Origin of the sequence: Delftia tsuruhatensis (assembly GCF_903815225.1) — a bacterium.
In the GTDB taxonomy this organism is placed as follows: Bacteria; Pseudomonadota; Gammaproteobacteria; order Burkholderiales; family Burkholderiaceae_C; genus Comamonas; species Comamonas tsuruhatensis_A.
Map to the genome: position 1 here is coordinate 262,817 of NZ_LR813084.1, position 13,842 is coordinate 276,658.

The window sequence follows — 13,842 nt, forward strand, 5'->3', positions numbered from 1 at the left end:
ACCCCCGCCCCCGGTTCCGCCACCCCGGAGCTGGGCCGCCGCCGCGTCCTGCAGGCGCTTGGCGCCGCCTCGGTGGCGGGCCTGCCCGCCTGGTCCTTCGCCCAGCCCACGGCCCAGGTCAACACCACCAAGCTGGCCGTGACCGACACCGAGGTCGTCGTCGGCCAGCTGCATTCGGCCACGGGCACCATGGCGATTTCCGAGACCGGCTCCATCCAGGCCGAGCAGCTGGCCATCGACCAGATCAATGCCATGGGCGGTGTGCTGGGCCGCAAGATCCGCGTGATCAAGGAAGACGGCGCCTCCGACTGGCCCACCTTCGCGGAGAAGTCCAAGAAGCTGCTGATCAACGACCGCTGCGCCGCCGTCTTCGGCTGCTGGACCAGCGCCTCGCGCAAGGCCGTGCTGCCGGTGTTCGAGAAGGAAAACGGCCTGCTGTACTACCCCACCTTCTACGAGGGCCTGGAGCAGTCCAAGAACGTGATCTACACGGGCCAGGAAGCCACCCAGCAGATCCTGTACAGCCTGGACTGGGCCAAGGCCGAGAAGAAGGCCAAGACCTTCTTCCTGATCGGCTCGGACTACATCTGGCCGCGCACCTCGATGAAGATCGCGCGCAAGCACATCGAGAACTTCCAGAACGGCAAGGTCGTCGGCGAGGAGTACTACCCGCTGGGCAGCACCAACTTCGGCTCGCTGGTCAACAAGATCAAGCTGCAAAAGCCGGACTGCATCTTCGTGGCCGTGGTGGGCGGCTCCAACGTGGCCTTCTACAAGGCGCTCAAGGCCGCGGGCATCACGGGCGACAAGCAATTGCTGGTCACGCTGTCGGTCACCGAGGACGAGATGACCGGCGTGGGCGGCGAGAACTTCGCGGGCTTCTATTCCTCGATGAAGTACTTCCAGACGCTGGACAACGAGAACAACAAGAAGTTCGTGGCCGCCTTCAAGGCCAAGTACGGCCCCAATGCCGTCATCGGCGACGTGACCCAGGCCGGCTACCTGGGCCCCTGGCTGTGGAAGGCAGCCGTGGAAAAGGCCAAGAGCTTCGACGTGGACAAGGTGGTCGCCGCCTCGCCGGGGCTGGAGCTCAAGACCGCGCCCGAAGGCTACGTGAAGGTGGATGCCAACCACCACCTGTGGAGCAAGTCGCGCATCGCCGTGGGGCAGCCGGACGGCACGTTCAAGGTGGTTTCCGAGTCCCCCGAACTCATCAAACCCGATCCCTTCCCCAAAGGCTACCAATAAGGCCTGGCCTCCAGGCCGGTGATGCGCAGCGGCCCGCCGCCTGGTGGGCGGGCCGCCGCATGGACCGTTTTTCCCTTCCCCGACTGGCTTGCGCGCAGGAGCAGCACCATGAGTTTTTCCGACATGATGAACATCGGCCTGATGCAGGGCTTCGCGGGGCTGAGCCTGTTTGCCGTGCTGCTGCTGATGGGCCTGGGCCTGGCCATCATCTTTGGCCAGATGGGCGTGATCAACATGGCGCATGGCGAGTTCATGACCATCGGCGCCTACACCATCTACCTGGGCTCCACGCTCACGGCGCAGCACGCGCCCGAGTTCATGCCCTACTACTTCCCGCTGGCCATCGTGGCCGCCTTCCTGTTCGCCTTCGCGGCCGGCTGGCTGGTGGAGTGGGGGCTGATCCGCCACCTCTACAAGCGCCCGCTGGACACGCTGCTGGCCACCTGGGGCGTGAGCCTGGCGCTGCAGCAGTGCTTTCGCACCTTCATCGGCCCCAAGGAAGTCAGCCCCACCCTGCCGGACTGGCTGATGGGCTCGTGGGCGCCGGCCGAGGGGCTGGACATCCCCATCAACGGCCTGTTCGTGCTGGCGCTGACCGTGGTGGTCACGGCCGGCGTGCTGATCGCGCTGCACAAGAGCCGCTGGGGCCTGCGCGTGCGTGCCACGGTCAGCAACCGCGTGATGGCCAATGCCATCGGCATCGACACCAAGAAAACCGACCGCCTGACCTTTGCCATCGGCTGCGGCATCGCAGGCGTGGCGGGCGCGGCCTTCACCACCATCGGCTCCACCGGCCCCACCTCGGGCTCGCTGTACATCGTGGACGCCTTCCTGGTCGTCACCTTCGGCGGCGCGGCCAGCCTGCTGGGCACCGTGGTCTCGGCCTTCGGCATCGCCCAGACCCAGTCCATCACCGAGTTCTTCATGGCCGGCTCCATGGCCAAGGTGATCACGCTGTCCCTGATCGTGCTCATCCTGATGGTGCGTCCGCAAGGGCTGTTCGCTTCCAAGGTCCGCCGCTGATCCGGCGCCGCCCCTCGATTTCCCCAGAGTTCACCGGAGTCTTTCCATGCAAGCCCTCAAAGCCTGGATACAGCGCTACCAGCTCGCCAGCCTGGTGCTGCTCACCGTCCTGCTGGCGGTGGTGCTGCCCCTGGCGCTGGACATCTTCCGCCTCAACCTGGTCGGCAAGTACCTGACCTATGCCTTCGTCGCCATCGGCCTGGTCATGGTCTGGGGCTATGGCGGCGTGCTCAGCCTGGGCCAGGGCGTGTTCTTCGGCCTGGGCGGCTACGCCATGGCCATGTTCCTCAAGCTGGAGGCGTCCGACCCCGTCAGCACCAAGATCCAGTCCACGCCGGGCATTCCCGACTTCATGGACTGGAACCAGCTGACCGAACTGCCCTCGTTCTGGATCCCGTTCAAGAGCCTGCCGTTCTCGCTGGCGGCCGTCATCGTCGTGCCCACGCTGCTGGCCTGGGTGGTCAGCTACGCCATGTTCAAGCGCCGCGTGGGCGGGGTGTACTTCGCCATCATCACGCAGGCCGTGGCGCTGATCCTCACCGTGCTCATCATCGGCCAGCAGGGCTATACGGGCGGCGTCAACGGCATGACCGACCTCAAGACCCTGTGGGGCTGGGACACGCGCACCGACAGCGCCAAGTACGTCCTCTACTACGTCTGCGTGGCCCTGCTGGTGGGAGCCATCCTGCTGTGCCGCTGGATCCAGAAGGGCAAGGTAGGCACCCTGCTGCTGGCCATGCGCGACAAGGAAGACCGCGTGCGCTTTTCGGGCTACGACGTGGCCAACTTCAAGGTCTTCGTGTTCTGCCTGGCGGCCGCGCTGTCGGGTATCGGCGGTGCGCTGTTCACGCTGCAGGTGGGCTTCATGTCGCCCAGCTTCGTGGGCATCGTGCCCTCCATCGAGATGGTCATCTACGCCGCCGTGGGCGGGCGCATGAGCCTGGTGGGCGCCGTCTACGGCACGCTGCTGGTCAACGCCGGCAAGACCTACTTCTCGGAGAGCTTCCCCGACCTGTGGCTGTTCCTCATGGCGGGCCTGTTCATCGGCGTGACCATGGCCTTCCCCATGGGCCTGGCCGGGCTGTGGGAAAGCCGCATCGTTCCCTGGTGGAACGGCCGCCGCAAGGGCGGTGCGCCGAAGGTGGCCGCGCCCGCCGCAGTGCCCGCATCCCTGCCCGCAGCAGCCAAGCCCGCGTCCGCCCGGACCGAAGGCATGGGCCGCCAGGGCGCCTGAACCCCACGCCGGAGCACACCATGAGCAATACCGACTTCACGCTGGCCGTGGAAGACCTGACGGTCTCCTTCGACGGCTTCAAGGCCATCGACGCGCTGAACCTGTACATCGACCGCGACGAGCTGCGCGTCATCATCGGCCCCAACGGCGCGGGCAAGACCACGCTGCTGGACCTGATCTGCGGCAAGACGCGCGCCACCGCCGGCAGCATCAAATTCAAGAACGAGGAGCTGACGCGCATGGCCGAGTACCAGCGCGTGCGCCTGGGAATAGGGCGCAAGTTCCAGACACCGTCCATCTACGAGAACCTGTCCGTCTTCCAGAACCTGGAGGTGTCCTACCCCGAGGGCCGCTCCGTGCTCGGCGCCCTGGCCTTCAAGTGCACCGATGCCGTGCGCGAGCGCGTGCAGGCCGTGGCCGCCGACATCGGCCTGGGCGACCGGCTGGACACCGAGGCCGGCCTGCTCAGCCATGGCCAGAAGCAGTGGCTGGAGATCGGCATGCTGCTCATGCAGGAGCCCGAGCTGCTGATGCTGGACGAGCCCATCGCCGGCATGAGCGCCCGCGAGCGCGAACTGACGGCCGAGCTGCTGCAGCGCATCTGCAAGAACCGCTCCGTCATCGTCATCGAGCACGACATGGAGTTCGTGGCGCGCATCGCCCACAAGGTCACCGTCATGCACCAGGGAAAGATCCTCGCCGAGGGCCCCATGGACAAGGTGCAGGCCGATCCCAAGGTCATCGACGTCTACCTCGGCCACTGAGGCACGCACAAGGAGCTCACATGCTGCAAGTCAAGGATCTGTACGTGGCCTATGGCCAGAGCGAGGCGCTGCACGGCATCAGCTTCGAGGGCCGCGAGAACGAGACCGTGGCCATCATGGGCCGCAACGGCATGGGCAAGACCACGCTGTTCAAAAGCCTGATGGGCGTCATGCCCGCCAAGAGCGGCCAGATCACCGTGGCCGGCCAGGACGTCACCAAGGACGAGAGCTTCCGGCGCGTGGCCAAGGGCATTGCCTACGTGCCCCAGGGCCGCATGATCTTCCCCACGCTGACCGTGGAAGAGAACATACAGACGGGCCTGGAGAACGCGAAGACGCGCCAGGTGCCCGACGACATCTACGCCCTGTTCCCCGTGCTGTGGGACATGCGCCGGCGCAAGGGCGGCAACCTCTCGGGCGGCCAGCAGCAGCAGCTGGCCATTGCGCGCGCCCTGGTCACCGACCCCAAGGTGCTGCTGCTGGACGAGCCCACCGAAGGCATACAGCCTTCCATCATCAAGGACATCGCCAAGGCGCTCAACGAGATCCGCAAGCTGCGCCGCATCACCATCGTGGTCAGCGAGCAGGTGCTTTCCTTCGCAATGGATGTGGCCGACCGGCTGTTCGTCATCGAGGGCGGCCGCCTGGTCCATGAGACGGCCAGAGCAGATACCGACGAGCAGCGCATCAAGTCCTACCTCTCCGTCTGATCCGTTTTTTCCCACTGCCATCGCAAGGAGCACACCATGGCCGAAACCCTGATCAAGGTCGATCTCAACCAGTCCCCCTACGACAACCCGCAGGTGCACAACCGCTGGCATCCCGACATCCCCATGGCGGTCTGGGTGGAGCCGGGCGCGGAGTTCAAGCTGGAGACCTACGACTGGACCGGCGGCGCCATCAAGAACGACGACAGCGCCGAGGACGTGCGCGATGTGGACCTGTCCACCGTCCACTTCCTGTCCGGCCCCGTGGGCGTCAAGGGCGCCGAGCCCGGCGACCTGCTGGTGGTGGACCTGCTGGACATCGGCGCGCGCGACGACAGCCTCTGGGGCTTCAACGGCTTTTTCTCCAAGCAGAACGGCGGCGGCTTCCTGGACGAGCATTTCCCGCTGGCCCAGAAGTCCATCTGGGACTTCCACGGCATGTTCACCAAGAGCCGCCACATCCCCGGCGTGAACTTCGCCGGTCTCATCCACCCGGGCCTGATCGGCTGCCTGCCCGACCCCAAGATGCTGGCCGCCTGGAACGAGCGCGAGACCGGCCTGATCGCCACCGACCCGCACCGCATCCCCGGCCTGGCCAATCCCCCCAAGGCCGACACCGCCCACATGGGCCGGATGCAGGGCGAGGCGCGCGACAAGGCCGCGGCCGAGGGCGCGCGCACCGTGCCGCCGCGCGAGCATGGCGGCAACTGCGACATCAAGGACCTGTCGCGCGGCTCCAAGGTGTATTTCCCGGTCTACGTGGACGGCGCGGGCCTGAGCGTGGGCGACCTGCACTTCAGCCAGGGCGACGGCGAGATCACCTTCTGCGGCGCCATCGAGATGGCCGGCTGGGTGCACATGCGCGTCAACCTCATCAAGGGCGGCATGGCCAAGTACGGCATCAAGAACCCCATCTTCAAGCCCAGCCCCGTCACGCCCAACTACAAGGACTACCTGATCTTCGAAGGCATCTCGGTGGACGAAAAGGGCAAGCAGCACTACCTGGACGTGACCGTGGCCTACCGCCAGGCCTGCCTGAACGCCATCGAGTACCTGAAGAAGTTCGGCTACAGCGGCGCCCAGGCCTACTCGCTGCTGGGCACGGCGCCCGTGCAGGGCCACATCAGCGGCGTGGTGGACGTGCCCAATGCCTGCGCCACGCTGTGGCTGCCCACGGAGATCTTCGACTTCGACATCAACCCCACGGCCGAGGGGCCGCAGAAGATCATCACGGGCGGCGTGGACCTGCCCATCGCCCAGGACAAGTAAGCCCGTCACCCGCCAAAGGCCGCCCATGCCCACCTATGACTACCATTGCGCCGCCTGTGGCGGGTTCGACGCGCTGCGCAGCCTCGCGCAGCGCAACGAGCCCGCGCCCTGCCCCACCTGCGAGGCGGCCTCGCCCCGCGTCTTCGTCAGCGCCCCGCGCCTGGCCTGCACCAGCCCCGAGCAGCGCCGCGCCCACGACACCAACGAGCGCGCCCGGCATGAGCCCAGGCGCTCGCGCGATGTGGCCGAGGGCAGCTACGCGCGCATGCGCCACCCTTCGGGCTGCGGCTGCTGCAGCGGCACCAGCAAGCGTGGCTCCACCGTCACGGCGCCCAACGGCGCCAAGACCTTTCCGACCAAGCGGCCGTGGATGATCAGCCACTGACAGCGGCCCCTGCGCCGCACCAATGCAAAAAAAGGCCCCCACGCTCCCCTTGCTGCGCAAGGTCCGCTGCCCCCCATGGGGGCGTTTTTCATCTTGGGGCGGCCCGGCGATGAAAAAAGGCCCCCACGCTCCCCTTGCTGCGCAAGGTCCGCTGCCCCCCATGGGGGCGTTTTTCATCTTGGGGCGGCCCGGCGATGAAAAAAGGCCCCCACGCTCCCCTTGCTGCGCAAGGTCCGCTGCCCCCCGAGGGGGCGTTTTCATCTTGGGGCGGCCCGGCGATGAAAAAAGGCCCGCGACGCGGGCCTTTGTCCTGTCTGGCCGTCCCGCTCAATGCACCGCGCCGATGAAGCCCGCCAGCTCCGGCGTCTGCGGGTTGGCGAACAGCGCCTTGGCCGGGCCGCTTTCGTGGATCACACCCCGGTGCATGAACACCAGCTGGTCGCCCACGTCGCGGGCAAAGCGCATCTCGTGCGTGACCATGATCAGCGTCATGCCCTCGGCGGCCAGCTGCTTGACCACGGCCAGCACCTCGTTGACCAGCTCCGGGTCCAGGGCCGAGGTGATCTCGTCGCACAGCAGCACCTTGGGCTGCATGGCCAGCGCGCGTGCAATCGCCACGCGCTGCTGCTGGCCGCCGCTGAGCTGGTCGGGGTAGCTGTCGTACTTGTCGCCCAGGCCGACCTTGGCCAGCATCTGGCGCGCCAGTGCCGCGGCATCGGCCTTCTTCGCGCCCTTGACCACCACGGGCGACAGGGCCACGTTCTCGCCGGCCGTCAGGTGCGGGAACAGGTTGAACTGCTGGAACACCATGCCCACGTTCAGTCGCAGCGCGCGCAGCTGGGCCGCAGAGGGCGCGCTGCCCTGCTCGCCCTGCAGTACCGCGTCGTCCACGGCGATCTGGCCGGAGTCGATGGACTCCAGCCCGTTGATCGAGCGCAGCAGCGTGCTCTTGCCCGAGCCGCTGCGGCCGATGATGGCGACCACCTGGCCGCTGTCCACGCTCAGGTCCACGCCCTTGAGCACATGGTTGGGGCCGTAATGCTTGTGTACGGCGCGGACATCAACGAGCGGCATAGAGCTTTTTCTCCAGGTGGGAAGCGTAGAGGGACAGGGGCCAGCACAGCAGGAAGTAGCCTGCGGCGACCAGGCCGTAGATGAGGAAGGGCTGGAAAGTGGCGTTGGCCAGCATGGAGCCGAGCTTGGTCAGTTCGCTGAAGCCGATGATCGATGCCACGGCCGTGCCCTTGATGATCTGCACCGAAAAGCCCACGGTGGGCGCTATCGACAGGCGCAGCGCCTGCGGCAGCACCACGTGGCGCATCTGCTGCAGGTAGCCCATGGCCAGGCTGGAGGATGCCTCCCACTGGCCGCGCGGGATCGCCTCCACGCAGCCGCGCCAGACCTCGGCCAGGTAGGCGCTGGTGTACAGCGTCAGGCCGATGGCGGCGGCGGTCCAGGGCGAGATGTCCAGTCCGGCCATGGAGGCGCCGAAGAAGACGATGAACATCTGCATCAGCAGCGGCGTGTTCTGGAAGGCCTGGATATAGGCCCGTGCCAGGCGGCGCAGGTTCAGGCTGCGGCCCACGCGGGCGAACAGCACCAGCAGGCCGGCGGCGCCGCCCAGCACGAAGGCCAGCAGTGACAGCGCCAGCGTGGCCAGCAGGCCCTCGGCCAGCTTGGCCAGGATGGGCCACAGGGGAATGTCGGCGATCATGCGGCACCTCCGGCGGTGGCGGGCAGGGACGTGGCCAGCGGCACAGGCGGCGTGCGGCGCGCCACCACGAAGCGCCGGCCGATCCAGGCCAGCAGCTGGCGCAGCGCCAGTGCCAGCGCGAAGTACAGCGCCGTCACCACCAGGTAGGTTTCGAAGGCGCGGAAGTTGCGCGACTGGATGAAGTTGGCGGCGAAGGTCAGATCCTGGGCCGCGATCTGCGAGACCACCGAGGTGCCCAGCATCACGATCACGATCTGGCTGCTCAGCGAGGGCCAGACCCTTTGCAGCGCGGGCCGCAGCACCACATGCCGCAAGGCAGCCCAGCGGCCCATGCCCAGCGCGCTGGCGGCCTCGAGCTGGCCGCGCGGCGTCTCCTGGATGCCGGCGCGCACGATCTCGGTGAGGTAGGCGCCCAGGTTGACCACCGTGGTCAGCAGGCAGGCCTGCCATTCGTTGATCTGCACGCCCAGCGACGGCAGGCCGAAGAACACGAACATCAGCTGCACCAGGAAGGGGGTGTTGCGTATCGCCTCCACGTATACCTTGAACAGCCAGTGCAGCGGCGCGATGCGCCAGGCACGGATGGCGCCGCCGGCCACGCCGATGGCGCCGCCCAGCACGGCGCCCGCCGCCGTCAGGGCGAGCGTGAAGCCCGCGCCCTGCGCCAGCATGCCGCCGTAGTCGAACACGGCGCCGAAGTCGAATTGATAGGCCATGGAGGAATTTCCGGGCAAAAGAGGTCGGGTGCGGCGGGCGGGGCGATCAGAGGGTGGCGGGCAGGGGCATCTTCATCCAGCGCTGGGACAGGGCGCTCAGGCGGCCATCGGCCTTGAGCCGGGTGATGATGCCGTCCACCTTGTGCAGCAGCGCCTCCTCGCCCTTGGCGACGCCGATGTAGCAGGGCGTGTCCTCGACCGCGAACTTCATGTCCAGCTGGCGCAGCCGGGTGCGTTCGTTGACGGCATTGGCCACGATGTTGCCCAGCGTCACCAGCTGCACCTGGCCCGTCAGATAGCTTTGCGCGGTGGCGTTGTTGTCCTCATAGCGCTTGATGGTGGCCGAGGCCGGTGCCACCTTCGTCAGGGCCAGGTCCTCCGTGGAGCCGCGCGTCACGCCCACGGTCTTGCCGGCCAGGTCCGCGGGCGACTTGATGCTCACGTCCTTGGGTCCGTAGACGCTCTTGGGAAACGGCGCATAGGCCTGGGTGAAGTCGATCACCTTGGCGCGCTCGGCGTTCTTGCCCAGGCTGGAGATGACGATGTCGGCCTTGCCCGTGGTCAGGAAGGGAATGCGGTTGGTACTGGTCACGGGCACCAGTTCCACCTTCACGCCCAGTTCCTGGGCGACCAGGGAGGCCATGTCGATGTCGTAGCCCTGCAGCTTCAGGTCGGTGCCCAGCGCACCGAACGGCGGGAAATCCTGCGGGATCGCCACGCGCAGCACACCGGCCTTCTGGATGTTGGCCAGCATGTCGGCATGGGCGGCGGTGCCCAGTGCGGCGGTGGCCAGTGCGGCGGCCGCCATGGCGGTGCGGATGAAGGCGCGGCGGGCGGGAGAAGAGGAAGTCATGCGAAAGCTCCTTCGGGAGGGGGGGTGAGACGAAAGGAAACGGAGGTGGCGGGCGCCGGCGCATCGAGGACGACGCCGCTGCGCCGGGCGGCCGAAAGCAGGTGGGCGCGCATGGCGTCGGCCGCGGCCTGCGCATCGCCGTCGCAGACGGCCCTGGCGATGGCTCCATGCTCCAGCGCGGGCTGGTCGTCGGCGCCGGACCAGGCGAACGGCAGGCGCAGGCTGTGGCCGATGGCGTGCTCCAGCTGGCGCGCCATGGCCACCAGGCCCGGATTGCCCGACAGCCGGGCCAGCAGCAGGTGAAATTGCAGGTCGGCCTCGGCGGCGGCCAGCAGGTCCTTGCGGGCCAGGGCATGCGCCAGCTGGTCCTGGGTCCATTGCAGCTGGCGCCGGCCGCCGTCATCGGCGCGTGCGGCGGCCAGCGCGGTCCAGCCGGGCTCCAGCACCAGGCGCAGCTCGATCAGCTGGCGTGGGGACAGCTGGCCCAGCGCGGGCGTGGCATAGGCGCGGTGCATGCGCGCGCTGCCGCTGTGCGGGCCGTTGACGCGCACGCCCCTGCCCGGCTGGATCTCCACCAGGCCCAGGGTCTCCAGCATGGACAGCGCCTCGCGCAGTGAAGCCCGGCTGATGCCCAGCTGCTGCGCCAGCTCGCGCTGCGGCGGCAACTGGCTTCCGCTGGCGTAGTGGCCGCTCAGGATGTGCTGCTGCAGCGTCTGGGCTATCGATGTCGGAATGCTTTGCATTGGGGGCGGCGCGTTTCGAAGGTTTTGGCCTGACTGGTCAGACCGCATGCCAGACCCTCTAGCGAATTGCGTGCCAGATTCAAGAAAAGGAGCAGACCTTCCAGAGCCTGTCGTGAAATCCCTGCGCGGCACCGCAAGATTTACCCCGGTCCAGGCCTGGCGGGCGGCCGCGTTGCCGCGATTTGGTGCAGTGCCGCATGGCCTGGTGCGGCCATGCCCGCAGAACGGGCGTGCCGCCCGCGCTGCAGGCCATTGCGAGCCGCCTTAAAATGCCGGGCTTTGGTCCGAGGAGCGTTGCAGCGCGGCCGACGCCCATCCCGTGGATGGATGGCGGGCCGCGTCAGGCTTGGGCCAGGCGCCGGACCGCGCCCACGATGCCAACGACGCTCACCTGAACCCCTTGTGCCGCGCAGGTGAGCCTATGTCCGTCATTTCCGTTCCCCCCATGAAACTGTCCGGCCTGGAGCCGGTGACCATCGGCGAGGGCACGCTGTTCGTCAACGTGGGCGAGCGCACCAACGTCACGGGCTCCAAGGCCTTTGCGCGCATGATCCTCAACGAGCAGTACGAGGAGGCCCTGTCCGTGGCGCGCCAGCAGGTGGAGAACGGCGCCCAGGTCATCGACGTCAACATGGACGAGGCCATGCTCGACAGCAAGGCCGCCATGGTGCGCTTCCTGAACCTCATCGCCTCCGAGCCCGACATCGCCAAGGTGCCGGTCATGGTGGACAGCTCCAAGTGGGAGGTCATCGAGGCCGGCCTGCGCTGCCTGCAGGGCAAGGGCATCGTCAACTCCATCTCCATGAAGGAGGGGCTCGACGAGTTCAAGCGCCAGGCCCGGCTGATCAAGCGCTACGGCGCGGCCGCCGTGGTCATGGCCTTCGACGAGAAGGGCCAGGCCGACACCTACGAGCGCAAGATCGAGATCTGCGAGCGCGCCTACCGCATCCTGGTGGACGAAGTGGGCTTCCCGCCCGAGGACATCGTCTTCGACCCCAACATCTTCGCCGTGGCCACGGGCATCGAGGAGCACGACAACTACGCCGTGGACTTCATCGAGGCCGTGCGCTGGATCAAGCAGAACCTGCCCGGCGCCAAGGTCTCGGGCGGCGTCTCCAACGTGAGCTTCAGCTTCCGCGGCAACGACCCCGTGCGCGAGGCCATCCACACCGTGTTCCTCTACCACGCCATCGCCGCCGGCATGGACATGGGCATCGTCAACGCGGGCATGGTCGGCGTCTATGACGACCTGGAGCCCGAGCTGCGCCAGCGCGTGGAGGACGTGGTTCTCAATCGCCGCCCGGATGCGGCCGAGCGCCTGCTGGAGATCGCCGACGCCGCCAAGGGCGCGGCCAAGGACGACAGCAAGAAGCTCGAATGGCGCGGCACGCCCGAGCATCCCAGGACCGTGGGCGAGCGCCTCTCGCATGCCCTGGTGCACGGCATCACCGACTTCATCGTCGCCGACACCGAAGAGGCCTACCAGCAGATCGTGGTGCAGGGCGGCGGCCGCCCGCTGCATGTGATCGAAGGCCCGCTGATGGACGGCATGAACATCGTGGGCGACCTGTTCGGCGCCGGCAAGATGTTCCTGCCCCAGGTGGTCAAGTCGGCCCGCGTGATGAAGCAGGCCGTGGCCCACCTGGTGCCCTACATCGAAGAGGAAAAGCGCCAGCAGGAGGCGGCGGGCCTCGATGTGTCCAGCAAGGGCAAGATCGTCATCGCCACCGTCAAGGGCGACGTGCACGACATCGGCAAGAACATCGTCACCGTGGTCCTGCAGTGCAACAACTTCGAGGTCATCAACATGGGCGTGATGGTGCCCTGCCACGAGATCCTGGCCAGGGCCAAGGCCGAGGGCGCGGACATCATCGGCCTGTCGGGCCTGATCACGCCCAGCCTGGAGGAAATGCAGTACGTCGCCGGCGAGATGCACAAGGACGACTACTTCCGCGTCAAGAAGATTCCGCTCCTGATCGGCGGTGCCACCTGCTCGCGCGTGCACACGGCCGTCAAGATCGCGCCCAGGTACGAAGGCCCCGTGGTCTACGTGCCCGATGCCTCGCGCAGCGTCAGCGTGGCCCAGAGCCTGCTGGGCGAGAACCGGCAGCAGTACCTGGACGAGGTCCTGGCCGACTACGACAAGGTCCGCACCCAGCACGCCAACAAGAGGAAGACGCCGCTGTGGACCCTGGAGCAGGCCCGCGCCAACGCCACGCCCGTGGACTTCGGCCAGCCGCCCGTGGTGCCGCGCGCCCTGGGCCGCCGCGTGTTCCGCAACTTCGACCTGGCCGAGATCGCCGAATACATCGACTGGGGCCCGTTCTTCCAGACCTGGGACCTGGCCGGCCCCTATCCGGCCATCCTCGACGATGAGATCGTCGGTGTCGAGGCGCGCAAGGTGCTGGCCGATGGCCAGGCCATGCTCAGGAAGATCATCGAAGGCCGCTGGCTGCAGGCCAACGGCGCCATCGGCCTGTTCCCCGCCAACCGCGTGGGCGACGACATCGAGTTCTACACCGACGAGTCGCGCAGCGAGGTGCTGATGACCTGGTACGGCATGCGCCAGCAGACCGAAAAACAGGCCGTGGACGGCCCGGATGGCCGGCCCATCATGCGTCCCAGCCGCTGCCTGTCCGACTTCGTGGCCACCAGGGAATCGGGCATCCAGGACTACGCGGGCCTGTTCGCCGTCACGGCCGGCATCGGCGCCGAGAAGAAGGACAAGGAGTTCCAGGACGCGCTGGACGACTACTCCGGCATCATGTTCAAGGCCCTGGCCGACCGCCTGGCCGAGGCCTTCGCCGAATGCCTGCACCAGCGCGTGCGCAAGGACCTGTGGGGCTACGCGCCCGACGAGCAGCTGGGCAACGAGCAGCTCATCAAGGAACAGTACCAGGGCATCCGCCCCGCGCCCGGCTACCCGGCCTGCCCCGACCACAGCGCCAAGACCGACCTGTTCGCCGTGCTCAAGGCCGATGAGATCGGCATGACGCTGACCGAAAGCCTGGCCATGAACCCGGCCTCCAGCGTCAGCGGCTTCTACATCGGCCACCCCGAGGCCGTCTACTTCAACGTCGGCGAAATCGGCGAGGACCAGCTGGCCGACATGGCCGCGCGCCGGGGCATGGACATCGAGGCACTGCGCCGGCTGCTGGCGCCGAATCTGGGGTGATCGTCCAGGCC

13 protein-coding genes and 1 riboswitch are annotated in these 13,842 nt (G+C 67.4%); of the genes, 8 read left to right on the forward strand and 5 right to left on the reverse strand.

Translation table 11 applies throughout. The features are described from left to right. Positions 1-30 precede the first annotated feature (30 nt). The 7 genes from urtA to L1Z78_RS01185 all read left to right on the forward strand — a co-directional run bounded on the left by urtA (position 31) and on the right by L1Z78_RS01185 (position 6,630). Positions 31-1,248, forward strand: a complete 1,218-nt coding sequence (gene urtA, locus L1Z78_RS01155) for an urea ABC transporter substrate-binding protein (protein ID WP_234642302.1) — start codon at positions 31-33, stop codon at positions 1,246-1,248. 108 nt (positions 1,249-1,356) lie between these two features. Further along, entirely contained in the window at positions 1,357-2,271 is a 915-nt protein-coding gene (urtB, locus tag L1Z78_RS01160) for an urea ABC transporter permease subunit UrtB (RefSeq protein ID WP_234639758.1), read from the forward strand. A 46-nt stretch (positions 2,272-2,317) separates the two neighbouring features. After that, a complete protein-coding gene (urtC, locus tag L1Z78_RS01165) occupies positions 2,318-3,505 on the forward strand; it encodes an urea ABC transporter permease subunit UrtC (RefSeq protein ID WP_234639759.1) in 1,188 nt (395 codons plus the stop codon). A 20-nt stretch (positions 3,506-3,525) separates the two neighbouring features. Then, positions 3,526-4,269 carry an urea ABC transporter ATP-binding protein UrtD gene (urtD, locus tag L1Z78_RS01170; RefSeq protein ID WP_234639760.1) on the forward strand — a complete coding sequence of 248 codons (744 nt, stop codon included), beginning with the start codon at positions 3,526-3,528 and terminating at the stop codon, positions 4,267-4,269. A gap of 20 nt (positions 4,270-4,289) precedes the next feature. Then, positions 4,290-4,979: an urea ABC transporter ATP-binding subunit UrtE gene (urtE, locus tag L1Z78_RS01175; RefSeq protein WP_012202163.1), complete on the forward strand. Its 690-nt coding sequence runs from the start codon at positions 4,290-4,292 to the stop codon at positions 4,977-4,979. A 36-nt stretch (positions 4,980-5,015) separates the two neighbouring features. After that, the gene (gene fmdA / locus L1Z78_RS01180; protein WP_234639761.1) at positions 5,016-6,245 is read left to right on the forward strand and encodes a formamidase; all 1,230 of its coding nucleotides are present in this window, start codon (positions 5,016-5,018) and stop codon (positions 6,243-6,245) included. A gap of 25 nt (positions 6,246-6,270) precedes the next feature. Beyond that, a complete protein-coding gene (locus tag L1Z78_RS01185) occupies positions 6,271-6,630 on the forward strand; it encodes an FmdB family zinc ribbon protein (protein WP_234639762.1) in 360 nt (119 codons plus the stop codon). A 327-nt stretch (positions 6,631-6,957) separates the two neighbouring features. Here the strand turns inward: L1Z78_RS01185 and L1Z78_RS01190 are convergent, their stop codons facing one another. The 5 genes from L1Z78_RS01190 to L1Z78_RS01210 are packed head-to-tail and all read right to left on the reverse strand — an operon-like array spanning position 6,958 to position 10,656. After that, positions 6,958-7,704: an amino acid ABC transporter ATP-binding protein gene (locus L1Z78_RS01190; protein WP_234639763.1), complete on the reverse strand. Its 747-nt coding sequence runs from the start codon at positions 7,702-7,704 to the stop codon at positions 6,958-6,960. Next, positions 7,691-8,344, reverse strand: coding sequence for an amino acid ABC transporter permease (locus tag L1Z78_RS01195; protein WP_234639764.1), 654 nt, complete (start codon positions 8,342-8,344; stop codon positions 7,691-7,693). Before L1Z78_RS01195 ends, L1Z78_RS01190 begins: the two co-directional genes overlap by 14 nt. Then, positions 8,341-9,060, reverse strand: a complete 720-nt coding sequence (locus L1Z78_RS01200; protein WP_234639765.1) for an amino acid ABC transporter permease — start codon at positions 9,058-9,060, stop codon at positions 8,341-8,343. The genes L1Z78_RS01195 and L1Z78_RS01200 overlap by 4 nt, the downstream gene beginning before the upstream one ends. A gap of 46 nt (positions 9,061-9,106) precedes the next feature. Beyond that, complete coding sequence (locus tag L1Z78_RS01205) at positions 9,107-9,913, reverse strand: transporter substrate-binding domain-containing protein (RefSeq protein ID WP_234639766.1); 807 nt, start codon at positions 9,911-9,913, stop codon at positions 9,107-9,109. Next, on the reverse strand, positions 9,910-10,656 hold the full coding sequence (locus L1Z78_RS01210; RefSeq protein ID WP_234639767.1) for a FadR/GntR family transcriptional regulator: 747 nt from the start codon (positions 10,654-10,656) through the stop codon (positions 9,910-9,912). The genes L1Z78_RS01205 and L1Z78_RS01210 overlap by 4 nt, the downstream gene beginning before the upstream one ends. 280 nt (positions 10,657-10,936) lie before the next feature. Continuing rightward, positions 10,937-11,052, forward strand: a riboswitch (S-adenosyl-L-homocysteine riboswitch). A gap of 25 nt (positions 11,053-11,077) precedes the next feature. On the opposite strand from L1Z78_RS01210, the gene metH reads away from it, so the two are divergent. Then, on the forward strand, positions 11,078-13,831 hold the full coding sequence (gene metH, locus L1Z78_RS01215) for a methionine synthase (protein ID WP_234639768.1): 2,754 nt from the start codon (positions 11,078-11,080) through the stop codon (positions 13,829-13,831). Positions 13,832-13,842 lie beyond the last annotated feature (11 nt).